The sequence below is a fragment of the Streptomyces sp. NPDC053542 genome, assembly GCF_044544685.1.
In the GTDB taxonomy this organism is placed as follows: domain Bacteria; phylum Actinomycetota; class Actinomycetes; order Streptomycetales; family Streptomycetaceae; genus Streptomyces.
The window spans coordinates 245405-267374 of the sequence record NZ_JBITXL010000012.1; the positions used below are offsets into that span (position 1 = coordinate 245405).

19 protein-coding genes and 1 riboswitch are annotated in these 21970 nt (G+C 74.1%); of the genes, 7 read left to right on the top strand and 12 right to left on the bottom strand.

From position 1 onward, the window contains the following. The first annotated feature begins 161 nt into the window (after positions 1 to 161). Both ACIGXO_RS30290 and ACIGXO_RS30295 read left to right on the top strand, forming a co-directional pair. Positions 162 to 728: a sigma factor gene (locus tag ACIGXO_RS30290; RefSeq protein WP_399793135.1), complete on the top strand. Its 567-nt coding sequence runs from the start codon at positions 162 to 164 to the stop codon at positions 726 to 728. Further along, on the top strand, positions 728 to 1783 hold the full coding sequence (locus ACIGXO_RS30295) for a maleylpyruvate isomerase family mycothiol-dependent enzyme (protein ID WP_399793138.1): 1056 nt from the start codon (positions 728 to 730) through the stop codon (positions 1781 to 1783). The genes ACIGXO_RS30290 and ACIGXO_RS30295 overlap by 1 nt, the downstream gene beginning before the upstream one ends. 87 nt (positions 1784 to 1870) lie before the next feature. Here ACIGXO_RS30295 and thpD read toward each other — a convergent pair whose 3' ends face one another. The 4 genes from thpD to ectA all read right to left on the bottom strand — a co-directional run bounded on the left by thpD (position 1871) and on the right by ectA (position 5242). Next, positions 1871 to 2770, bottom strand: a complete 900-nt coding sequence (gene thpD, locus ACIGXO_RS30300) for an ectoine hydroxylase (RefSeq protein ID WP_399793140.1) — start codon at positions 2768 to 2770, stop codon at positions 1871 to 1873. Positions 2771 to 2844: 74 nt separating this feature from the next. Next, positions 2845 to 3249, bottom strand: a complete 405-nt coding sequence (locus ACIGXO_RS30305; protein ID WP_399793142.1) for an ectoine synthase — start codon at positions 3247 to 3249, stop codon at positions 2845 to 2847. 87 nt (positions 3250 to 3336) lie between these two features. Then, positions 3337 to 4605, bottom strand: a complete 1269-nt coding sequence (ectB, locus tag ACIGXO_RS30310; RefSeq protein ID WP_030264602.1) for a diaminobutyrate--2-oxoglutarate transaminase — start codon at positions 4603 to 4605, stop codon at positions 3337 to 3339. Between the two features lie 70 nt (positions 4606 to 4675). Further along, positions 4676 to 5242 (bottom strand): diaminobutyrate acetyltransferase, encoded by a 567-nt coding sequence (gene ectA / locus ACIGXO_RS30315; RefSeq protein ID WP_399793145.1) that lies wholly within the window; start codon positions 5240 to 5242, stop codon positions 4676 to 4678. A 410-nt stretch (positions 5243 to 5652) separates the two neighbouring features. On the opposite strand from ectA, the gene ACIGXO_RS30320 reads away from it, so the two are divergent. Further along, positions 5653 to 6744 carry an amidohydrolase family protein gene (locus tag ACIGXO_RS30320; protein WP_399793147.1) on the top strand — a complete coding sequence of 364 codons (1092 nt, stop codon included), beginning with the start codon at positions 5653 to 5655 and terminating at the stop codon, positions 6742 to 6744. Between the two features lie 72 nt (positions 6745 to 6816). On the opposite strand, the gene ACIGXO_RS30325 is transcribed toward ACIGXO_RS30320, so the two are convergent. The 3 genes from ACIGXO_RS30325 to ACIGXO_RS30335 form a co-directional block, all read right to left on the bottom strand. Next, a complete protein-coding gene (locus ACIGXO_RS30325) occupies positions 6817 to 7827 on the bottom strand; it encodes a bile acid:sodium symporter family protein (RefSeq protein WP_399793149.1) in 1011 nt (336 codons plus the stop codon). A gap of 106 nt (positions 7828 to 7933) precedes the next feature. After that, positions 7934 to 8971 (bottom strand): Rv2231c family pyridoxal phosphate-dependent protein CobC, encoded by a 1038-nt coding sequence (cobC, locus tag ACIGXO_RS30330; RefSeq protein WP_399793152.1) that lies wholly within the window; start codon positions 8969 to 8971, stop codon positions 7934 to 7936. Beyond that, a complete protein-coding gene (locus ACIGXO_RS30335) occupies positions 8968 to 9489 on the bottom strand; it encodes a cobalamin biosynthesis protein (protein WP_399793154.1) in 522 nt (173 codons plus the stop codon). Before ACIGXO_RS30335 ends, cobC begins: the two co-directional genes overlap by 4 nt. 152 nt (positions 9490 to 9641) lie before the next feature. Here ACIGXO_RS30335 and ACIGXO_RS30340 point away from each other — a divergent pair, with 152 nt between their 5' ends. Beyond that, positions 9642 to 10334, top strand: coding sequence for a ZIP family metal transporter (locus ACIGXO_RS30340; RefSeq protein ID WP_399793320.1), 693 nt, complete (start codon positions 9642 to 9644; stop codon positions 10332 to 10334). 5 nt (positions 10335 to 10339) lie between these two features. Here the strand turns inward: ACIGXO_RS30340 and ACIGXO_RS30345 are convergent, their stop codons facing one another. From ACIGXO_RS30345 to ACIGXO_RS30365, 5 genes are read right to left on the bottom strand one after another with little or no spacing between them, the layout of a single operon-like run. Continuing rightward, positions 10340 to 11704, bottom strand: a complete 1365-nt coding sequence (locus tag ACIGXO_RS30345; RefSeq protein WP_399793156.1) for a cobyrinate a,c-diamide synthase — start codon at positions 11702 to 11704, stop codon at positions 10340 to 10342. Positions 11705 to 11735: 31 nt separating this feature from the next. Continuing rightward, entirely contained in the window at positions 11736 to 12332 is a 597-nt protein-coding gene (cobO, locus tag ACIGXO_RS30350; protein WP_030264627.1) for a cob(I)yrinic acid a,c-diamide adenosyltransferase, read from the bottom strand. Then, the gene (locus ACIGXO_RS30355) at positions 12332 to 14440 is read right to left on the bottom strand and encodes a putative cobaltochelatase (RefSeq protein WP_399793157.1); all 2109 of its coding nucleotides are present in this window, start codon (positions 14438 to 14440) and stop codon (positions 12332 to 12334) included. The genes cobO and ACIGXO_RS30355 overlap by 1 nt, the downstream gene beginning before the upstream one ends. A gap of 50 nt (positions 14441 to 14490) precedes the next feature. Next, positions 14491 to 16020 (bottom strand): cobyric acid synthase, encoded by a 1530-nt coding sequence (locus ACIGXO_RS30360; RefSeq protein WP_399793159.1) that lies wholly within the window; start codon positions 16018 to 16020, stop codon positions 14491 to 14493. Next, positions 16017 to 16985 carry a cobalamin biosynthesis protein gene (locus tag ACIGXO_RS30365; protein ID WP_399793161.1) on the bottom strand — a complete coding sequence of 323 codons (969 nt, stop codon included), beginning with the start codon at positions 16983 to 16985 and terminating at the stop codon, positions 16017 to 16019. The genes ACIGXO_RS30360 and ACIGXO_RS30365 overlap by 4 nt, the downstream gene beginning before the upstream one ends. A 156-nt stretch (positions 16986 to 17141) precedes the next feature. Then, positions 17142 to 17276, bottom strand: a riboswitch (cobalamin riboswitch). 200 nt (positions 17277 to 17476) lie between these two features. Here ACIGXO_RS30365 and ACIGXO_RS30370 point away from each other — a divergent pair. The 3 genes from ACIGXO_RS30370 to ACIGXO_RS30380 are packed head-to-tail and all read left to right on the top strand — an operon-like array spanning position 17477 to position 21969. Beyond that, positions 17477 to 17908, top strand: a complete 432-nt coding sequence (locus ACIGXO_RS30370) for a hypothetical protein (protein WP_399793164.1) — start codon at positions 17477 to 17479, stop codon at positions 17906 to 17908. A gap of 6 nt (positions 17909 to 17914) precedes the next feature. Further along, positions 17915 to 20626, top strand: a complete 2712-nt coding sequence (locus ACIGXO_RS30375) for a caspase family protein (RefSeq protein WP_399793167.1) — start codon at positions 17915 to 17917, stop codon at positions 20624 to 20626. After that, positions 20623 to 21969 (top strand): extracellular solute-binding protein, encoded by a 1347-nt coding sequence (locus ACIGXO_RS30380; RefSeq protein ID WP_399793169.1) that lies wholly within the window; start codon positions 20623 to 20625, stop codon positions 21967 to 21969. Before ACIGXO_RS30375 ends, ACIGXO_RS30380 begins: the two co-directional genes overlap by 4 nt. Position 21970 lies beyond the last annotated feature (1 nt).

Here is a 21970-nt window from a genome sequence, read left to right on the forward strand (position 1 = left end):
CGCGCCCTACGGTCATCCGCCCGGGCCCGCCGGCGTTCGAGCCGCCGAGGTGTGTCCGCTTGTTCCCTGCCGGGACGGTGCCAGAACGCACTAGCCTCGCCCGGGCGCCGGGCAATTCGGCCGGGCGGACGGCTACCGCGCGGCGGCGCGGACGGCTAGGAATGGCAGCACGACCTCACGAGGTGGTGCCGGTGGACCGGAGAACTGCTCATTCGTCGACTCCGCCGCGCGACGAGGACCTGCACCGGCGACTGGTGTACGGCGACGAGTCCGCCCTCGGCGAGGTGTACGACGCCTTCGGCGGGCTGGTGCACGCCGTCGCCCGCAGCGTCACCCGCAGCACCAACGCCGCCGAGGACGTCGTCCAGGCGGTGCTCACCCACCTGTGGGCCCGCCCCTACGCCTTCGACCCGGCCCGCGGCTCGCTGCGCGCCTGGCTCAGCATGCTCGCCCACCGGCGGGCCGTCGACCGGGTGCGCGACGAGGCGCGCGAGCCCGGGCCCGCGCTCGCCGACGCCGCGCTGCTGCACGCCGCGCTCACCGAGCTCCCCCTGGCCCAGCGCCAGGTGCTCCACCTGGCGTACTTCGCGGGGCGCACCTACCGGCAGGTCGCGGTGGAGCTGGGCATTCCCGAGGACACCGCCAAGACCCGGCTGCGCGCGGCGCTGCGCAGCCTGGCCGACCGGCTGGCCGACCCGCCGGATCCGGCCGTCGAGAGAGGCATCTGATGGGCTGGGACCCGGAGGAGCACCCCGAGATCGACGCGCTGCTCGCCGCCTGGGCGCTGGACGCGGTGATGGCGGGGGACGAGGAACGCATCCGCGCGCACGTCGAGGACTGCGTCGAGTGCGCGGAGGAACTGGCGCGGCTGCGGGAGGCCGTGCACCGGCTGGACGGGCCGCCCGCCGAGCCGGCCAAGGGCGGCCGCCGGGGCACGGACAAGGTCGCCCGGGGCCGGCTGATGGCGGCGGCCCGCGCGGCGCGCACCGGGCACGACGCGCCCGCCCCGCACGCCGCTCCGTACGCCGCCGCGGTCGCGAGCCTGGAGGCGCTGCTGCGCGAGCTGGACGGTACGCCGGCGCGCTGGGGGACGCCGGTGGTGCACGACTGGGACGTACAGGGCACGGTCGCGCATCTGATCGCGGCGGACGAGCCGCTGGCCGAGCGGCTGGGGCTGCTGCCGGTGACGCGCGCCGAGCAGGGCGGCGCGGGGGACGCGGCGCCGTGGGAGGTGCGCTGGGCGGCGCGTACGGAGGAAGTGGTGGCGTACGAGCACACCCGCCCGCCCGCCGAGACGGCCGAGGCGTGGCGGACCCAGGCGCACGGGCTGCTGGACCTGCCCGAGGCGCGGGAGGCGGAGCCGGCCGCGCTGTCCACCGCGCTGATGGGCCGCCGGCTGCCGGTCGCGGACCACTACGGGATCAGGGCGTTCGAGACCTGGATCCACACCCGGGACATCGGCCGGGCGCTCGGCCTGGGCGTGCCCGCGCCGCCGCCTGCGCACCTGCGGCGGCTGGTGGCGCTCGCGGTCCGGATCCTGGACCTGGCACTGGGGGACGGGGCCCGGCCCGTCCTGCTGGCGGTGGAGGGCGAGGCGGGCGGCGACTGGGTACTGGGCCCGGCCGCCGAGCCGGTCGCCGCCGAGCTGGTCCTGGACGCGGCCGACCTCTGCCTGCTGGTGGGCGGCCGGCTCACCCCGCAGGAAGTGAGCCGGGGCCAGGCAGGCGACGCGGCCGCCGCTCAGCATGTGCTGGCGACGGCCGCGTCACTCGCCTGGTTGTGAGCCGGAGACCCCTGGGCGGACCCAAGGCCCCCCGGCCCCAAACCGGACTCCGTCCTCGTCACGAGGAAGAAGACACCACGGGATGGCTCACTTGACCGGGGTGAAGTCCCGGGCACCGATGTACTCCGGGCGCCGCACCGGGGCAGCGAAGGGCTCCACCGCGGCGTTCTCCACGCTGTTGAACACGATGAAGACGTTGCTCCGCGGGTACGGCGTGATGTTGTCGCCGGAGCCGTGCATGGCGTTGCAGTCGAACCACGTCGCCGAACCGGCCTTGCCGGTGAACAGGCGGATGCCGTGCCGGTCGGCCAGCTTGGTCAGCGCCTCGTCCGTCGGAATACCCGCGTCCTGCATCTGCAGGGACCGCTTGTAGTTGTCCTTCGGCGTCTCACCCGCACAGCCCAGGAAGTACTTGTGCGAGCCGGGCATGATCATCAGGCCGCCGTTGGTGTCGTAGTTCTCGGTCAGCGCGATCGAGACGGACACCGTGCGCATGTTCGGCAGGCCGTCCTCGGCGTGCCAGGTCTCGAAGTCCGAGTGCCAGTAGAACCCGGACGCACCGAAGCCCGGCTTGACGTTGATCCGCGACTGGTGGACGTAGACGTCCGAGCCGAGAATCTGACGGGCGCGCCCTACCACGCGCGGGTCGGCGACCAGCTTGGCGAAGACCTCGCTGATCTTGTGCACCTCGAACACGGACCGGACCTTGTCCGACTTCGGCTCGACGATCGAGCGCGGGTCGGCCTTGATCTCCGGGTCATGGGTGAGCCGGTCCAGTTCGGCGCGGTACACCGCGACCTCGTCCGCCGTGATCAGTTCCTCGATGGCGAAGAAGCCGTCGCGTTCGAAGTCGCTCAGCTCGGACGGCTGGAACGGGCCTGCCGTGCCGGGCTGCGACCACACCACCGGGTCCTGCCGCGGGGTGATCACCTCGGTGGCCCCACGGGTCGGGTACAGGTCGGCGGTGCGCTCGGGTGCGGTGGTCATGGTGTTGCCTTCCTCTCCTCTCGTACGTGCCTTCCTCAACTGCCGGACGGGGCAGCGGGCCTGATCCAGCGGCGTCAGCTCGCCTCGGGCTCGGTGAGCAGCGGGTACACGCCGTTCTCGTCGTGGTCCTCGCGACCGGTGACCGGCGGGTTGAAGACGCACACGCAACGGAAGTCCGTCTTCGGCCGCAGGGTGTGCTTCTCGTGGCCGTTGAGCAGGTACATCGTGCCGGGCTCGATCCAGTGCTTCTCACCGGTCTCCCGGTTCTCGAGCTCTGCCTCGCCCTCTACGCACAGTACGGCCTCGATGTGGTTCGCGTACCACATGTCGGTCTCCGTGCCCGCGTAAAGGGTGGTCTCGTGCAGCGAGAAACCGACACCCTCCTTGGCGAGCACGATGCGCTTGCTCTCCCACGTCCCGGAAGCGGACTTGACGTGGCGGTCGGTGCCCTCGATGTCCTTCAACGAGCGAACGATCACGTGGTTCAAAACCTTTCTGTTCTGCGGGTGGTGAGATCCGCCGGGGCCGGCCGGCGTTGCCGCCGGCCGGCCCCGTGCGCGTCGGTGTCAGACGCAGTCGCGGACCGCGCGGGCGAGGGTGCGCAGCCCCTCGTCCAGCTCCTCGGGGGTGGTGGTGAGCGCCGGCAGCAGCTTGACGACCTCACTCTCCGGCCCCGAAGTCTCGATCAGCAGGCCCAGCTCGAAGGCCCGCTTGGAGATCTTGTTCGCCAGGCTCTTGTCGGCGAACTCCATCCCCCAGACCATGCCGCGGCCGCGGTAGTCCACACCGGCCCGCGGGTGCTCCTCGGCGATGGCACGCAGGTGCGATTCGATGATCTCACCGCGGGCGATGGTCTGCTTCTCCATCTGGCCGTCGGCCCAGTACGTGTCCAGGGTCGCGGCGGCGGTGACGAAGGCGGGGTTGTTGCCGCGGAAGGTGCCGTTGTGCTCGCCCGGCTCCCAGACGTCCAGCTCCGGCTTGAAGAGCGTGAGCGCGAGCGGCAGGCCGTATCCGCTGATGGACTTGGAGACCGTGACGATGTCCGGCACGATGCCCGCCTCCTCGAAGGAGAAGAAGGCACCGGTGCGGCCACAGCCCATCTGGATGTCGTCCACGATGAGCAGCATGTCACGGCGGTGGCACAGATCCGCGAGGGCGCGCAGCCACTCGGGACGGGCCACGTTGATGCCGCCCTCGCCCTGGACCGTCTCGACGATCACGGCGGCGGGCTGGTTCAGGCCGGAGCCCTGGTCCTCCAGCAGCCGCTCGAACCAGAGGAAGTCCGGGTAGCGGCCGTCGAGGTAGTGGTCGAACGGCATCGGGGTGCCGTGGACCAGCGGGATGCCCGCGCCGGCCCGCTTGAACGCGTTGCCGGTCACCGCGAGCGAGCCCAGCGACATGCCGTGGAAGGCGTTGGTGAAGGACACGATCGACTCGCGGCCCTTGACCTTACGGGCCAGTTTCAGCGCGGCCTCGACCGCGTTGGTGCCCGTCGGGCCCGGGAACATGACCTTGTACGGCAGGTCACGCGGGCGCAGGATGACGTTCTGGAAGGACTCCAGGAACGCCCGCTTGGCCGTGGTGGACATGTCCAGGCCGTGGGTGACGCCGTCGCGCTCGATGTAGTCGATCAGCGCGCGTTTGAGCACCGGGTTGTTGTGGCCGTAGTTCAGCGACCCGGCGCCGGCGAAGAAGTCGAGGTAGGCATGGCCGTCCTCGTCGTACATGCGGCTGCCCTGCGCCCGGTCGAAGACGGTGGGCCAGCCGCGGCAGTAGCTCCGCACCTCGGATTCGACGGTTTCGAAGACGCTCAGATCCGGCTGGGTGATGGTCACAGCAAGCTCCTGGGAGATGTGGGGTGTGACAGAGGGGGGAAGTCTTGGGGTGCGCTTTGGCGCACGGGGCTCAGCGCGACGGCTGTGCAGGGGCGGCGAAGGGGCCGATGTCGTGCAGCACCTCCGGCTCGTGGCCCTCCTCGGGGAACAGCCCGGCGTCGAAGAGGACCTCGCGCTCCACCGAGGCGCCGTGGCGCTCGGCGAAGGAGGCGAAGAGCCGGTTCGACGCGGTGTTGTCGGGCGAGATCGTGGTCTCGAGGCGAGTGATGCCCTGCTCCTGCGCGACGCGGCCGGCGAGGCCGTCCAGGAGAGCTGCGGCCAGCCCGCGGCCACGGTGCGCGTCGTCGACGGCGACCTGCCAGACGACGAGGGTCTCGGGGCGGGCGGGCCGGATGTAGCCGGTGATGAAGGCTGCCGTCTCGCCCTTCGCGTCGCGGGCGACGACGGAGGTGGCGGCGAAGTCACGACACCACAGCAGGTAGCTGTAGGAGGAGTTCAGGTCCAGCGTGCGGGAGTCCCGGGCTATGCGCCAGATGGCGGCCCCGTCCTCCACTCGCGGGGCATCGAGCTTGAAGCCCTCCGGCATTTCTCTGAATTCGCTTCGGGCACGTGCAAGGTCTGCTTGTGCGGCGGTCATGGGAATTAAATTTACCGAGGGAAATTCGAAATTGCATCGCGGGCTGGGGTTACGGAGACGGGGGGTTCTGTGTTATCGCGCGGGGACGCACGGGCGCACGGAAGACCCTTGGGATGTCTTGGTTTGCCCGGAAAATAGGGGGCAAATCAGTCTGGCTGTGTGGTCGGTCACATGTGCGTAACGACCGCGAGATCCGTCCGAATTACGGGACTTGCGGGTCACCCGAATCGACGCGTTTGAGCTGCGGAAAAGCGGGCAGAAGAATACGGGAAGCTGCGCACCTGAAGAATTGGCAATTCGCTGGTAACAGGTGTACAGCAAGGAAAGCCCGGAGCGCCATGGGGTTTCCGGGATTCCTCCCCGGCGACCGCCCCGTCCAGCGCTTGCCGCGCGGCTCGTACAGTGCGTGCATGAGCGATAGCGCGGTGCTGCACATCAAGGGGAGGGTCCTGGCCGGGCCGGACGACGTACGGGACGGCCTGTGGGTCGTCGGCGGACGCGTCAGCTACGAGCGGCCTGCCGGGGCGCGGGACGTCACCACCATCGAGGGCTGGGCGCTGCCCGGCCTGGTCGACGCCCACTGTCACGTGGGCCTGGACGCACACGGCGCGGTCGACGAGGCGACCAGCGAGAAGCAGGCGCTCACCGACCGCGAGGCGGGCACGCTGCTGATCCGCGACGCCGGCTCGCCCGCCGACACCCGCTGGATCGACGACCGGGAGGACCTGCCGCGGATCATCCGCGCCGGCCGGCACATCGCGCGCACCCGCCGCTACATCCGTAACTTCGCGCACGAGATCGAGCCCGAGGACCTGGTGGCGTACGTCGCGCAGGAGGCGAAGCGGGGGGACGGCTGGGTCAAGCTGGTCGGCGACTGGATCGACCGGGAGACGGGTGACCTGGGAGTCTGCTGGCCTCGCGGGGCGGTGGAGGCGGCGATCGCGGAGGCGCACCGGCTCGGCGCCCGCGTCACCGCCCACTGCTTCGCCGAGGAGTCCCTGGAGCCGCTGGTCTCCGCCGGTATCGACTGCGTCGAGCACGCCACGGGGCTGACCGAGGAGACGATTCCGCTCTTCGCCGAGCGCGGCGTCGCGATCGTCCCCACGCTGGTGAACATCGCGACCTTCCCGCAGCTGGCGGCCGGGGGCGACGCGAAGTACCCGCGATGGGCCGACCACATGCGGCGGCTGCACGAGCGGCGCTACGACACGGTACGGGCGGCGTACGACGCCGGGGTGCCGGTGTACGTCGGTACCGACGCGGGGGGCTCGCTCGCGCATGGGCTGGTCGCCCAGGAGGTGGGGGAGCTGGTCAAGGCCGGGATACCGGCCCTGGAGGCGCTGTCGGCGACGGCCTGGGGCGCGCGGGCGTGGCTCGGACGCCCGGGCCTGGAGGAAGGCGCTCCGGCCGACCTCGTCGTGTATGAGGCGGATCCGCGGGAAGACGTACGGGTGCTCGGTACGCCGCGGCGGGTGGTGCTGCGGGGGCGGGTGGTGAGCTGACGCTTGCGACGCCGGGGTTCCGGCCCACGGCCGGTGGGCGGCTGCGGGCCGGTGGCCGGTACCGGGCCGTCCTCAAACGCCGGACGGGCTGGAGGGTGTGCGGCTGCTGCGGGCCATCCACGCCGCGACCACCGCGCCCGAGATGTTGTGCCAGACCGAGAAGACCGCGGCCGGGAGGGCGGCCGCTGGGCTGAAGTGGGCCGTGGCCAGGGAGGCCGCCAGGCCGGAGTTCTGCATCCCGACCTCGAAGGCCATGGCCTTCGAGGCGGGGCGGCCCAGGCGGGCCAGCTTGCCCGCGCCGTAGCCGAGGGCCAGGCCGAGGCCGTTGTGGAGGACCACCGCGAGCAGTACCAGGGCCGCCGCGTCCTTGATCTGTGCCGCGCTGCCCGCCACCACGACCAGCACGATCACCGCGATGGTCAGCGCGGACACCCAGGGGAGGGCCTTCAGGAGCCGGTCGACGAAGCGCCCGGCGGCCAGCCGGACCAGCAGCCCGGCGAAGACCGGCAGCAGGACGGTCTTGAGGATGTCGGTCACCATCACCCCGGCGTCCACATGCATGAACTGGCCGGCCAGCAGGTAGGTCAGCGCCGGGGTCACGAAGGGAGCGACCACGGTGGAGACCGTCGCGACCGAGACGGACAGGGCCACATCGCCGCGCGCCAGGTAGGTCACGACGTTGGAGGCCGTACCGCTCGGGGCACAGCCGACCAGGATCACGCCCGCCGCCAGCGCGGGCGGCAGGTCCAGCACGGTGGCCACCAGCCAGCCGAGGCCCGGCATGATCACGTAGTGCGCGACCAGGCCCAGCCCGACCGCCCACGGCCGCTTGGCGACCGCGGCGAAGTCCGGGACGGTGAGCGTGAGGCCCATCGAGAACATCACGACGCCGAGCAGCCAGGGCACGGCCGGGGCCCAGCCGGTGAAGTGCGACGGCCAGAACAGGCCGATCAGCCCGGCCACGACCACGAGCAGCGGGAAGAGCGTGACGGCGCGCCGCGCGGCGCGGTCGGACGCGGGGAGGTCGCCGGTCCCCTCGGGAGGGGCTGCCGCGGGCTTCTGATTCGTCTGCTCGTTCGTCACGGCGGCACCCTACGGCGATCTTGGGTGCCCAGGGCAACGGGGTTCCGCATGGTGGACGGCCCTCAGGCCGCCTCGGAACGGCCCTCAGACAGCCCTCAGGGGGCCCTCAGAACGCCTTTGCCAGGGCCGTCACGAAGCGGTCGGTGGTGTCCCGGTCCCGGACCGCCAGGCGCAGCCAGTCGGCGCCCAGGCCCGGGAACGTGTCGCCGCGCCGGGCCGCGAAGCCCAGCTGCCGCAGCCGCTCCCGTACGCCCGCCGCGTCCGGCAGCCGGATCAGTACGAACGGGCCCTCGGCCGGCTGTACCACCGTGACCTGCGGGAACTCGCCCAGCCGCGCGATCAGGTGCGCCCGGTCGGCGGCTGTCCGCGCAGCTGCTGCCTCGGCCTCCGCGAGCGCCGCCGGCTCGCAGCACGCCTCGGCCGCGGTGAGCGCGGGGGAGGAGACCGGCCACAGCGGCTGGACCCGCTCCAGCGCCTCGATGAGCTCCGGGCCCGCCAGTACGTACCCGATGCGCAGCCCGGCCAGCCCCCAGGTCTTGGTGAGGCTGCGCAGCACCACCAGGCCCGGCAGGTCCGTACGGGAGGCCAGCGACTCCGCCTCGCCCGGCACCGCGTCCATGAACGCCTCGTCGACGACCAGCGTGCGGCCCGGCCGCGCCAGCGCCGCCACGGTCTCCGCGGGGTGCAGCGCGGAGGTGGGGTTGGTCGGGTTGCCGATCACCACCAGGTCCGCGTCCTCCGGTACCGCCTCCGGAGCCAGCCGGAAGCCGTCCTCCTCGGACAGCAGCACCCGGTGCACCTCGTGCCCGGCGTCCCGCAGGGCCGCCTCCGGCTCGGTGAACTGCGGGTGCACCACGACCGGGCGCGTGGCGCGCACGGCCCGCGCGAGCAGCACGAACGCCTCGGCGGCACCGGCCGTCAGCAGCACCCGGGAGGGCGGCAGCCCGTGCCGCGCCGCGACCGCCGCGCGCGCCGCCGTGCCGTCCGGGTACGCTGCCAGCCCGTCCAGCGACGCGGCGATCCGGGCCTTGAGCCAGGCCGGCGGGGTGCCCGTCCGGACGTTGACGGCCAGGTCGGTCAGGCCGGCCGCGGCGCCGCGTACCTCGGCGTCCCCGTGGTGGCGAAGGTCGGGCAGGGTGGTCACGGCGTCTCCTCGTGCGTGCGTACGGTCGGGTGCGTGCGTACGGTCCGCTGTGTTCGTACGGTCGGCTGCGTGCTGCTGTCGTGGGGTGCGGCGCGGCGGGCGACCGCGCAGGTGGCCCGGGCCGGGCCACCGTCCGCGGACTTCCGCTTGGGCACGGCCAGCGTCCCGCCGGGGCCCGCTGCCGCCAGCGCGGCGGCCTCGGCGACGGACGGCGTCCCGGTGGCGGCCAGCACCGCGCCCGAGGGGTGCGGCACCGGCACGGTGGCCAGCACGGCGGGCGGGTACGCCAGCAGCTCCACCCCGAGGAGCGCGGCGGCCGCCCGCAGCCCCGGCTCCCGGGCCCTGGCGTCCACGGTGGCCAGCGCGCGCACCGCGGCGAGCGGCAGCCCGGCCTCCGCGAGCACGGCCCTGACCAGCCCCGTCAGCTCCTCGGCCGGTACTCCGGGCCGTGCGCCGATCCCCACCACCAGGTCCCGCTCCGGTCCACGCGCGGCATGCTCGGAAGGCACGGCGGGCACGGCGGGTCCTTTCGGAGGGGCGGAGCCGGACATGCGGGACCGGCGGGGGATCAGTAAGCAGGTGACACGGGTACCGGCATCGGTACACGTGTGGGCACGGCGGCGGAAGGGGCGAGACAGTGCCTGTGGTCATCGCGGTCGGGGCGTTCCTGATGACCCTCGTCGGCGGCTGGGTCGCCCATCGGGTCACCGACCGCCGTCACCTCGTGCTCGGCCTCGCCGGCGGCCTGATGCTGGGCGTCGTCGGCCTCGACCTGCTGCCGGAGGCCCTGGAGGCGGCCGGTGTACGGCTCCTCGGCGTCCCCGCGGCGCTGCTCTGCTTCGTGCTGGGCTTCCTGGCCGCGCACGCCGCGGAACGGCTGCTGGCCGTACGCAAGGCCGCGCACGGCATGGACCCGGAGGAACGCGTCCCGCAGGTGGGGCTGACGGCCGCGGCCGCGATGGTCGTGCACAGCCTGATGGACGGCTTCGCGATCGGCGCGGCCTACCAGGTCGGCAGCGAGATGGCGGTGGCCGTGGCGCTCGCCGTGATCGCCCACGACTTCGCCGACGGCTTCAACACGTACACCGTCGCCAGCCTCTACGGGAACGCCCGGCGCAAGGCGCTGCTGCTGCTCGGCGCGGACGCGGTGGCGCCCCTCGTGGGCGCGGCGGCCACGCTCCTGCTCACCCTGCCGGAGCAGCCGCTCGGGTTTTACCTGGGCTTCTTCGGCGGCGTCCTGCTCTACCTCGCGACCTCCGACATCCTGCCGGAGGCCCACCACGAGCACCCCGCGCTGTCGACGCTGGGCTGTACGGCAGCGGGCGTGGGCTTCATGTGGCTGGTGGTGGGCCTGTCGGGCTGAGGCCATCAGGCGCTCCCGGCCCACGCCGCGGCGCGCGCCGCCAGCCGGTGCGCGAGCGACGGCTCGGCGGCCCAGTGCACGTGCAGGTACGAGGCGTGCACGCCGTCCTGGACGAAGCCCTCGGTACGGCGCTCGGGGCGTACGAAGCCCCACGCCGGACCGTCGCCCGTGCCGGGCTCCAGGACCGTGCGGTGGAACTCGTGGCCGCGCACCCGCGTCCCGGCCGCCGCCAGCGCGCTGTCGCCGATGGCCACCGCCTCCCGGTAGCCCAGCGTCAGCCGCTCCGACATCCGCCCGTCGGCGGGCAGCACGCCGCACATGGGCCTGCCGTCCAGCGAACGGGACAGGTACAGCAGGCCCGCGCACTCCGCGGCGACGGGCGCCCCCGCGGCCGCCAGCCGGGCGACCTCCGCGCGCAGCGGCTCGTTCGCCGACAGCTCCGGCGCGTACACCTCCGGGAAGCCGCCGCCGATCACCAGACCGGCCGTCCCCGGCGGCAGCTTCTCGTCCCGCAGCGGGTCGAAGGTGACGACCTCGGCGCCGGCCGCCGTCAGCAGCTCGGCGTGCTCCGCGTACGAGAACGTGAAGGCGGCGCCGCCCGCGACCGCGATCACCGGGCGGCCCGCAGCGGGCGTCTCCGGGGCCGCGGGCGCCCACGCCGGCCCGGTCAGCTCCGGCGCGCTGCGCGCCAGCGCCAGCAGCCCCTCCAGGTCGCAGCCGGTACGGATCTGCTCGGCGAGCGCCGCCACCGAGTCCACCGCCTCCGGGGCCCGCTCGGCCACCGGGACCAGGCCCAGGTGCCGGGCGGGCGTGTTGACCTTCGGCGCGCGCCGCAGACAGCCCAGTACCGGCACGCCCGCGCCGCCCAGCGCCTCGCGCAGCAGCGCCTCGTGCCGGTCGGAGCCGACCTTGTTCAGGATCACCCCGGCGAGCCGCACCTCCGGGTCCCAGGACGCGAAGCCGTGCACCAGCGCGGCCACCGAGCGGGACTGCGAGGACGCGTCCACGACCAGGACGACCGGCGCCCGCAGCAACTTCGCGACCTGCGCCGTCGAGCCCAGCTCGCCCATCCCGGACGCGCCGTCGAACATGCCCATGACGCCCTCGACGAGCGCCAGGTCGGCGCCCGTCGCGCCGTGCAGGAACAGCGGCTCGATCCGCTCCGGACCGCACAGGTACGCGTCGAGGTTGCGGCCCGGACGCCCGGTCGCGAGCGCGTGGTAGCCCGGGTCGATGTAGTCGGGGCCGACCTTGTGCGGGGACACCGCGAGGCCCGCCTCGCGGAAGGCCGCCATCAGGCCCGTGGCGACGGTGGTCTTGCCGCTGCCCGAGGAGGGCGCGGCGATCACCAGGCGCGGAACGTTCACCACTGGATCATCACTTCGGTCATCGCTGCGGTCGTCACCACTCGATGCCCCGCTGGCCCTTCTGGCCCGCGTCCATGGGGTGCTTGACCTTGGTCATGTCGGTGACCAGGTCGGCGAAGTCCACGAGCTTCTCGGGCGCGTTACGGCCCGTGATCACGACGTGCTGGGTGCCGGGGCGGTTCCGCAGCACCTCGATGACCTCGTCGGTGTCGATCCAGCCCCAGTGCATCGGGTACGCGAACTCGTCCAGCACGTACAGCTTGTACGACTCCGCCGCCAGGTCCCGCTTGACCTGCTCCCAGCCCTCGCGCGCGGCCTCCTCGCTGGACTCGATGTCGCGCTGGACCCAGGACCAGCCCTCGCCCATCTTGTGCCACGCGACCGTGCCGCCCTCGCCGGTCTCGCCGAGGACCTTCAGCGCCCGCTCCTCGCCGACCTTCCACTTCGCGGACTTCACGAACTGGAAAACCCCCACCGGCCAGCCCTGGTTCCAGGCGCGCAGCGCCAGCCCGAAGGCGGCGGTGGACTTGCCCTTGCCGGTGCCGGTGTGGACGAAGACGAGCGGGCGGTTGCGGCGCTGACGGGTGGTGAGGCCGTCGTTCGGTACGACGGTCGGCTGTCCCTGCGGCATCAGGCGGCCCTCCGGTGAGTGGTGTCGGTGACGGTGCGGACGAGCGCGGAGACGCTGTCCGCGCGGAGTTCGTCGAGGGTGACGGCGGTGCCCTGCAGATCGCGGGCCAGCTCGCCGGCCAGGCCGAGGCGGACGGGACCGGCCTCGCAGTCCACGACGACCGAGGCGACGCCCTCGGAGGCCAGCAGCTGGGCGGCCTTCGAAGCGCGCGGGCGCGGCTCGACGCCGCCGGTGGCCCGGCCGTCCGTGACGACCACGACCAGCGGGCGGCGCGAGGCGTCCCGCATCCGCTCCACGCGCAGCACCTCATGGGCCTTCAGCAGGCCCGCGGCCAGCGGGGTGCGGCCGCCGGTCGGCAGCTGCTCCAGCCGGGCCGCGCCCGCCTCCACGGAGGAGGTCGGCGGCAGCGCGAGCTCGGCGTCCGCGCCCCGGAAGGTGATCATGCCGACCTTGTCGCGCCGCTGGTACGCGTCCAGCAGCAGCGAGAGGACCGCGCCCTTGACCGCGGTCATCCGTTTGCGCGCCGCCATCGAGCCGGACGCGTCCACGACGAAGAGGACCAGATTGCCCTCGCGGCCCTCGCGTACGGCCTCACGCAGATCGTCGCGGCGGATCAGCAGCCCGCGGCCGCTGCGCCCGCGCGCCTTCTGGTGCGGCGCGGCGGCCTGCACGGTGGCGGCCAGGTGCAGCTTGCTCAGCGCGCCCTGGGGGCGGCGGGAACCGGTGGTGCGGCCGTGCGCGGTACGGGCCCGCGAGCGGCGGCCGTCGGCGCCCTCGCCGAGCCCCGGCACGTCCAGCCGCCGGGTCTTGAACGGCTCGGTGGCGCCGACCGCGGCCTTCTCGGGAGCAGCGCCGCTCTCGGCGGCCTCGTTCCTGGGCTGGGCGGGCTGCTGCTCCGGAGCGCCCTCCGAGCGCTGGTCCGGTACGGAGGGCTGCTCGGGGCCCTGGTCCGCGCCGGACGGCTGCGGCGCGTCGTCCGGGCCGTCCTGAGGCGGCAGCCCGCCGCCTCCGTCCGGACCCCCGCCGTCCGGCCCGTCCGGACCGTCGTCCGGGCCCTGCGGCTCGGGGTCGGGCTCGTCGTCCTGCGAGTCCTCCTGGGGCCCGAACTCGTCCAGGGCCTGGTCGAGCTTGTCCTCGTCGAGGCCGGGGGCGTCGAAGGGATTGCGGCGGCGCCGGTGCGGCAGCGCGAGCAGCGCGGCCTGCCGTACGTCCTCTTCCAGCACCTTGTCGCGGCCCGCCCACGCGGCCAGCGCGGTGGCGGTGCGCGCCATCACGATGTCCGCGCGCATGCCGTCCACCTCGAAGGCCGCGCACGTGGCGGCGATCTGGCGGAGCGCCGCGTCGCCGAGCGTCACGTCGGGGAGCAGCGCGCGGGCGGTGGCGATCCGCTGCCGCAGCGCCTCCTCCTCCGCGGCCCAGCGCGCCGCGAAGCCTGCCGGGTCGGCGTCGTACGCGAGGCGCCGCTTGACGACCTCCACGCGCTGGTCCGGCTCGCGGGAGGCGGCGACCTCCACGGTCAGCCCGAAGCGGTCCAGCAACTGCGGCCGCAGCTCGCCCTCTTCGGGGTTCATCGTGCCCACGAGGAGGAACCGCGCCGCGTGCCGTACGGAGACGCCCTCACGCTCGACGTAGGAGGCGCCCATGGCGGCGGCGTCCAGGAGGAGGTCGATCAGGTGATCGTGCAGCAGGTTGACCTCGTCGACGTACAGGATGCCGCGGTGGGCGTGCGCGAGCAGGCCCGGCTCGAACGCCTTGACCCCCTCGGACAGGGCGCGCTCGATGTCGAGCGCGCCCGCCAGGCGGTCCTCGGAGGCGCCCACGGGGAGCTCGACCATGCGCGCCGCACGCGATTCGCCGGGGCCCACCTCGTGCGGCCCGTCCGGGCACTCCGGGTCGGGAGCGGCGGGGTCGCAGCTGAAGCGGCAGCCGGCGACCACCGGAACGTCGGGCAGCAGGTCGGCCAGCGCACGGACCGCGGTCGACTTGGCCGTGCCCTTCTCGCCGCGGACCAGGACGCCGCCCACCGCAGGGCTGACGGCGTTCAGCAGCAGCGCCAGCCGCAGGTCGTCCATGCCGACGACGGCGGTGAACGGATACCGGGTGCTCACGTACGGATCACTCCTCCGAGTGGCTTTCGTTGGCTTCTCGCCGGGCGTGCTCACGGCGCCCCCGGCGGTACGAACGGCAGACCCTTCGGTACTCCGTCCTCGATCAGCCGCAGCAGGGCCGCGGTGTCGGCGTGTTCCTCGATCAGGTCGCCCAGCGCGTCGAGCTGTTCCTCGCGCAGCGCGTCGAAGCAGGTGTCCGGCGCGGACACGAACGCGCGCCCCGCGGCGGCGGCCACCCGGCGCAGGAAGGCACGCCGGAAGCCGTCGCTCTCCAGGGAGCCGTGCCAGTGGGTGCCCCATACGGAGCCGACGCGGCAGCCGTCCAGGAACGGCTCGTCGCCCTCCCGGACGTCGGCCACGCCGTGGTGGATCTCGTACCCCGCCACCGGCTCGGACAGCGCCTCGCCCGTCGGCCGGGCGAGGGTCTTCTCCGGCGCGAACCGCACCCGTACGGGCAGCAGTCCGAGCCCGTCGACCGCGCCGGCCCGCGACTCCACCTCGTCCTCGATGTGCTCGGCGAGCATCTGGAAGCCGCCGCAGATGCCGAGCACCGGGCGGCCCTCGGCGGCCCGGCGGGCGATCGCGTCGGCGAGGCCGCGCTCGCGCAGCCACTGCAGGGCCCGTACGGTGCCGCGGGTGCCGGGCAGCACGACCAGGTCGGCGTCGGCCAGCTCCTCGGGGCGGTCCACGAAGCGCACCACGACGCCCGGTTCGGCGGCGAGCGCGTCCACGTCCGTGAAGTTCGACATCAGGGGGACGGCGGCGACCGCGACCCGGAGGATGTCCTTGCCGTGCGGCGGCGCGACCGTGCTCTCGCGCACCGCGCCGCGCAGCGAGACGTGCAGGCCGTCCTCCTCGTCGATGCCGAGCCCGTGCCGGAACGGCAGGACGCCCAGCGTCGGCCGCCCGCTCAGCTCCTTGAGCATGTCCAGGCCCGGCTCCAGCAGCGTCACGTCGCCGCGGAACTTGTTCACCAGGTAACCCGCGATGTGCGCCTGGTCGGCCTCGGACAGCAGCGCGGTGGTGCCGAAGAAGGACGCGAAGACGCCGCCGCGGTCGATGTCGCCGACGACGACCACGGGCAGGTTCGCGGCGCGCGCGATGCCCATGTTCACGATGTCCGTGCGGCGGAGGTTGATCTCGGCCGGGCTGCCGGCGCCCTCGCAGATCACCGCGTCGTGCGTACGGCGCAGCTCCTGGAGGCAGTCGGTGACCGTGCCGAGCAGCTGCTCCTGACGGCCCGCGTGGTACCCGCGGGCGCTCAGCTCGCCCACCGGCTTGCCCAGCAGCACGACCTGGCTGCTGCGGTCGCTGCCGGGCTTGAGCAGGACCGGGTTCATCAGCGCGGTCGGCTCGACGCGGGCCGCCGCGGCCTGCATGGCCTGCGCCCGCCCGATCTCCGCGCCCTCGCGCGTCACATACGAATTGAGTGACATGTTCTGCGCCTTGAAGGGCGCGACCTTGACGCCCTTGCGCGCCAGCCAGCGGCAGATGCCCGCCGTGACCACGCTCTTGCCCGCGTCCGACGTCGTCCCGGCGACCAGCAGGCCGCCACCGAGAGTCCTGTCCGTACCGCTCACCGGGATCTCCTCGCCTTCCGGGCCGTACGGACCGCGCCCACGGCGATCCGCGCCCCGACCGTCGTCGCCAGCGCCAGCGCGCTCACCCGGCGCGAGAGCCGCACCGCGCGGGCGATGTCCGCGCCCTCGACGGCGCGTGCGCCGTCGTTGAGCACCGGACGGTGCTCGACCCGCCCCGCGTACGCGAGCGTGCCGCCCAGCCGTACGCCGAGCGCGCCCGCGAACGACGCCTCCACCGGGCCCGCGTTGGGGCTCGGGTGCTGCTTGCCGTCGGCCCGCCAGGCGCGCCACGCGCCGCGCGGGTCGGGCCCGGCGACGGTGGCCAGCAGGGCGGTCAGCCGCGCGCCGGGCCAGCCCGCCACGTCGTCCAGCCGGGCCGAGGCCCAGCCGTACCGGCGGTAGCGGTCCGACTTGTGACCCACCATCGCGTCCAGCGTGTTGACCGCGCGGAAGGCGACCAGCCCCGGTACGCCGCCCACGGCGCCCCAGACCAGCGCGCCCACGACCGCGTCGGAGGTGTTCTCGGCGACGGACTCCACGACCGCGCGGGCCATCTGCTGCCCGTCCAGCGCCTGCGGGTCGCGGCCGCACAGGTGCGGCAGCCGCTCGCGCGCCACGTCCAGGTCGCCGGCCTCCAGCGCGCCGCCGATGGCGCGCGCCTCCCGGCCCAGCGTCGTCCCGCCCAGCACGGCCCAGGTGGCGGCGGCGGTCAGCGCTACGTGTGCGGGGGCGCAGCGGCGTACGGCACGGGAGAGCAGGGCCGCGCCCACCGCGGCCCCGCCGGCGCACAGCGCGGTGTGCGCCGCTCCGTATCCACGGTGATCGCGCCACAGCCCGCGCTCCACGGCTCCCGCGGCCCGCCCGAAGGCGGCCACCGGGTGGCCGCGGCGGGGATCGCCCACGGCCAGGTCGCCGAGAAAGCCCAGAGCCGCGCCGCACGCATAGGTGGCGTGTTCGGCACGCATCGTCGGATCAGCCCGCCGTCGTGCCTCGGAGCGACGGCCGCACGCGGTCGCGTACCGGGCGAACAGCGGCGGAAGGCAGGGGTCTCGGCTCGGGGCCCGGCATGGCGTGTGTCCTCACTCAGGGTCCGCGCCCTGGCTCGACGTGACGGGCGACGAGAGTCTCCTGGCTCCCGGATCGGCGCTGTCCCCGGCCTTCCAGCCCGTGTCTGCGGCGGGCCGTGGCCTCTTCTGGAGGAGCGCTCCCCGGTGACAGTGGCGGGACCGCGCCGGATTCTCACCGGACTTCCTCATCTGTCGCCGAATGGCACCGGGCAGTCCACCACGTGCCGCGAATGCCCGTCAACTCACCCTTGACCTGCGACGCCGACGTATGGCAGGCCCTGTGGCCAAGGACACAGCGCGGACGACAGTTGACGACCTGTTGCCTGCCGTACCTCCGGCACGACACCATCGGGGCACCTATGGCAAAGGTGCCGCAGGAGGGGGACGGGATGACGGAGAGCCGGGAGCACCACGAGGTACGCATCAGAGTCACCGGGACCCACGACGGGGGCCAGGATCTGGAGGACCTCCAGCGCTGGCTCCAGCGAGAGTCCTGGCTGACGCCCGGCAACCACGACTGGCGCCGGGCGCCGGGGGCGGAGACCGCCCCGCGCACGGACGCGGACGCGGCGGGCCAGGGCCCCGAGATGGCCGTCGGTGTCGACGACCTCGTCCTGGTCCTCATCGGCGCGGTCGCGGCGCCGATGACCGAGCAGCTCCTCATCGCCCTGCGGGAGTGGCTCGCCCACCGCCGGGAGACCGCCGCCAGGGGCGAGACCCCGGGAGTGGACATCACCGACGCCTCCGGACACCGCCGCCTCGACGACCCCGATCCGCGCACCGAACGCGACGACCAGGGCGGCCGCGTCGGCACGGAGTAACCGGCGATGCCTCTCTACGACGCGCGGGGCAAGCGGAACCGCGCGCTGATCATCGGCGTCAGCCGGTACCAGGACCCCCGGCTGCACGACCTCGACGCCGTCTTCGCCAACCCCGACGAACTGGGCCGGGTGCTGTGCGCCCCGGCCACCGACCTCTTCCTGCCCCAGGAAGTGACACCGCTGCGCCCGGACACCCCCGAGGAGCTGACCGCCGCGCTGCGCACCGCGGCCCACGAGGCGCGCGGGCTGCTGCTCGTCTACTTCTCCGGGCACGGCCGGGTCCGGCGCGACGGCAGCGACCTGCATCTGCTGGTCGGCTCCTCGCGGGTGGCGCAGGACGAGCGCCGGGTGGCCTCGCACGAAGCGGTCTCGTGGGCCAAGGACGTGCTGCCGCGCCTGGAGCGGTCCCGGGCCGACCGCGTGGTCGTCGTGCTCGAATGCTGCTTCGCGGGCAACGCCGACGACAGCTTCCGCACCCACGAGAAGCCGGTCTCGCTGCTGATGGCCGCCCAGCCGAACCGCCGCATCTTCAGCGGCACCGAGCCCGGCGGCGGCACCGTCTTCACCCGCGCCGTGCTCGACATTCTCGAACACGGCATCGAGGGCAAGGAGTGCGTCACCTTCGAGGACCTCGCCGGTGAGCTGCGCCGGCGGCTCGCCGGGCACACCACCCCGCAGGGAGGCGCCTGGGTGCCGCGCGCCTCCAAGCAGAACACCGTCGACGACGTGGTGGTCTCCTTCGCCACCCGGGAGCTGCGGCCCGCCACGCCGTTCGCCGTCCGGGCCCGGCGCTGGTGGCGCTCCCGCCCGCGGCGCCGGTTACGCGTGCTGACCGCCGCCGCCGTCGCACTGGCCCTCGGCGCCACCGCCCTGGTCCTCGTCGACCGGCTGCGGCCGCCCGGGAGCTGCCCGCCCGCCCAGGAGCTGCGGCTGCTCACCGCCCCCGAGACCGAGCCGACGCTGCGCGCCGCCGCCCTCGCGTACGAGATGTCCGACCTCAACACCGAGCCCGTGCCCGGCGAGGACGACGTCCCCGACGGCTGCCGGCGCACCCAGATCACCGTCTACTCCGCCGCCAAGGACCAGGTCGCGCAGGGCTTCGCCGCGGCGGACCGCTGGCAGGGCGAGGCCGAGGGCGCCGACGAGGCCCCGCCCGGAGGCAGCGGCGGCGAGGCCACCGAGCCGCTCTACCGGCCGGGCCCCCAGCCCGACCTGTGGGTGCCCGAATCGACCGTCGACTACCTCCAGGTCCGCCAGGGCATGGCCGCGCACGCGCCCGCCACCCTGCACCGCACCGGCCCGGTCGCCTTCACCCCGCTCGTCGTGGGCGTCCCCGCGGCGCGCGGCCTGTCCGAGGTGGAGCAGGCCGGCAGCAGCTGGCACGCGATCCTGGACGACGCGGCGGACCGGAAGCTGCGGCTGCTCCGCCCCAGCCCCGCGCTGTCCGGCATCGGCCTGATGCACACCATCGGCCTCTACCTGGCCGACGACGGCGCGCCCGTCGGCCCGGACAGCGGCGCGCCCCGGACGGAGGTGGCCGAGCGCGCCGAGAGCCGGCTGCGGGCGCCGGGCAGCCAGTACGCCGGCAGCGCCGAGCTGCTGTGCTCGCTGCGGCCGGGCGCTTCGGCGGCCGACGCGGCGTCGTCCGGTGCGGAGCCGGACGGCGTGGGGGCACGCGCCACCGCGGCGCCGCTGGTCACGGAGAAGTCCCTCGCCGACGCCAACCTCGGCCACGCGGTCGGCAACTGCCCGGCCCTCGCCACCGTCCCCGAGAAGGACGACCGCTACGAGGCGTACTACCCGGCCGGCGTGCCGGGCCTGGACCACCCGCTGATCAGGGTGGCCTGGCAGGGGGCCGCCGACGCCGACCGCCGGCGGGCCGCCTCGGAGCGGTTCGCCGACTGGCTGCGGCGGCCGGACGGCGGCCAGAAGGTGATCACGGCGGCCGGGTACCGCGGGGTGAACGCGGACGGCCGCGCCGCCCCGCCGCCCACCGGCTCCCCGCTCCGCGACAGCCGCGCGGGCGTCCTGCCGGACGTCGGCGTGGAGCAGTACACCGCGGGGCAGCAGCGGGTCGCCCAGGTGCTGGCCGCGTACGACACGGCGCACCGCCCCGGGCAGCTCCTCTTCCTCCTCGACACCTCCACCTCCATGGCGGACGGGGGCCGGATCGCGGAGGCGGCGGACGCGGTCGGCCGCGCCCTGGAGGTCCTCGGGCCGAAGGACACGTACGGACTGTGGACGTATCCCCGGCCCGGCACCGCCGCCCGGGACCGCGGGCGCCCCGTCGAGCGCATCAGGGCCGGCAGCGCCGGCCCGGCCGCGGGGCGCAAGCTGCTGGAGCGCCTCCGGCGGGACGACGGCGGCCTCGTCGACCAGGGGGCGTGGATGCAGGAGGCGCTCACCGCCGCGCTGGACCGGCTGCGCGACAGCCCGGCCGAGCGGACCAAGGCCGTGGTGCTCGTCCTCGACGAGGACGACGGCGCGGGGAAGCGGTCGGCGGCGGCGCGCGAGGCGCTCACCGACGCGCTCGCCGCGCGTCCCAGGATCCCCGTGGTGGTACTGGCCACCGGCAGGGGCGGCTGCGACGCGGCCCCGGTCCGGCACGTCGTCGAGGGCTCGGGAGGGAACTGCGTGGCAGGCGGCCCGGGCGCCGCGGACACCCTGGCCGGACTGGTGGCCTCCTTCGGCACGGGCGGACAGGAGGCGGGCCGGTGAAGCGCGTGGCCGCGGCGGTCGCCGCCGTCCTCTGCCTGCTCGCGGCGGGCTGTACGGACCCGGGCCCCGCGCCCGCCGCCGACGGTGACATCGTCCTGGCCACCGGCAGCGACCTCAGCAGCACCGGGGTGCGCCGGGAGCTGATCCGCCAGTGGGAGCGGCGGACCGGCAGGACGGTCCGCATCGTCAAGCTGCCGGACACCGCCGACGTGCAGCGCAGCCAGCTGCTGGCGGCAGGCCAGTCCGGCAACAGCGGGAACGACGTGCTCAACATCGACGTGGCCTGGACCGCCGAGTTCGCCGCGGCCGGCATCATCCGGCCCTGGGGCAGGGAGCTGGGCGGCGACTTCCTCGCCAGCGTCAAGAAGACGGTCACCACCGGCTCCGACGGCACCGTCTGGGCCGTCCCCTTCAACACGGACGCCGGGCTCCTGTACTACCGCAGCGACCTGCTGAAGAAGTACGGGTACGACGTGCCGCCGGACACCTGGGAGCAGCTGCGGACCTGGTCGCAGGAGATCATGGCCAAGGAGAACGCCCACCGCCCGGCGGACGAGAAGCTCTACGGCATGGTCGCCCAGCTGCGGCCCTACGAGGGCCTCACGGTCAACACCCTGGAGTCGGTCTGGGCGTCCGGCGGTGACCCGGAGCGGACAGCGCACCTCGCCGGGGCGCTGCAGCAGGGCGTGTACGCGCTCAAGGAGCGGCTGCGCACGATCATGCCGCAGGAAGCGACGGCGATGGACGAGACCGCCAGCCGGCAGTGGTTCGCCGAGGGGCGGGCGCTGTTCATGCGGAACTGGCCGGTGGAGTACGGCTCGGTCGCCGAGAAGCTCGAACCCGGGCGGGAGTTCGACGTGGCCCAGCTGCCCGCGGGCTCGTCGGAAGGCCGGCACCGTACGGTCCTGGGCGGCCAGAACCTCGCCATCGCGGCCGACGCCGCGCACCCGGACGAGGCCCGCTCCCTGATCACCGCCCTCACCTCGGCGCGCAGCGAGCACTGCCTGCTGCAGCGCGGCTTCGCGGCCACCCGTGCCTCGGCGTACGACGGCACGGCGCCCGCGTGCGACCTGCCGCCCGACGACGCCCGGCGGGAGGAGGGCGACGGCGCCCGGCACAGCACCGCGCCGCCGGGCAGGGTGCCGCCGTACACCGACCTGCTGCACCGCGCGCTCAAGGACGCGGCGCCCCGGCCGCGCAGCGCCCACTACGCCACGTACAGCAAGGTCGTCCAGCTGTACGTCTCCGACTACCTCACCGGCAAGGACGACGCGTCCATCGCCGACGAGCTCGCCGAGGAAGCGACGAAGGCGCTCAGCGGCCGCGGGGAACGCGGACGCTGAG

What these genes read in the sequence shown, in the direction of transcription:
- cobO (WP_030264627.1), bottom strand. Translation starts at nt 12,332, where the DNA reads ATGCCGCAGGGACAGCCGACCGTCGTACCGAACGACGGCCTCACCACC.
- ectA (WP_399793145.1), bottom strand. Translation starts at nt 5,242, where the DNA reads ATGACCGCCGCACAAGCAGACCTTGCACGTGCCCGAAGCGAATTCAGA.
- ACIGXO_RS30375 (WP_399793167.1), top strand. Translation starts at nt 17,915, where the DNA reads ATGCCTCTCTACGACGCGCGGGGCAAGCGGAACCGCGCGCTGATCATC.
- ACIGXO_RS30365 (WP_399793161.1), bottom strand. Translation starts at nt 16,985, where the DNA reads ATGCGTGCCGAACACGCCACCTATGCGTGCGGCGCGGCTCTGGGCTTT.
- ACIGXO_RS30370 (WP_399793164.1), top strand. Translation starts at nt 17,477, where the DNA reads ATGACGGAGAGCCGGGAGCACCACGAGGTACGCATCAGAGTCACCGGG.
- thpD (WP_399793140.1), bottom strand. Translation starts at nt 2,770, where the DNA reads ATGACCACCGCACCCGAGCGCACCGCCGACCTGTACCCGACCCGTGGG.
- ACIGXO_RS30340 (WP_399793320.1), top strand. Translation starts at nt 9,642, where the DNA reads ATGACCCTCGTCGGCGGCTGGGTCGCCCATCGGGTCACCGACCGCCGT.
- ACIGXO_RS30290 (WP_399793135.1), top strand. Translation starts at nt 162, where the DNA reads ATGGCAGCACGACCTCACGAGGTGGTGCCGGTGGACCGGAGAACTGCT.
- ACIGXO_RS30320 (WP_399793147.1), top strand. Translation starts at nt 5,653, where the DNA reads ATGAGCGATAGCGCGGTGCTGCACATCAAGGGGAGGGTCCTGGCCGGG.
- ACIGXO_RS30295 (WP_399793138.1), top strand. Translation starts at nt 728, where the DNA reads ATGGGCTGGGACCCGGAGGAGCACCCCGAGATCGACGCGCTGCTCGCC.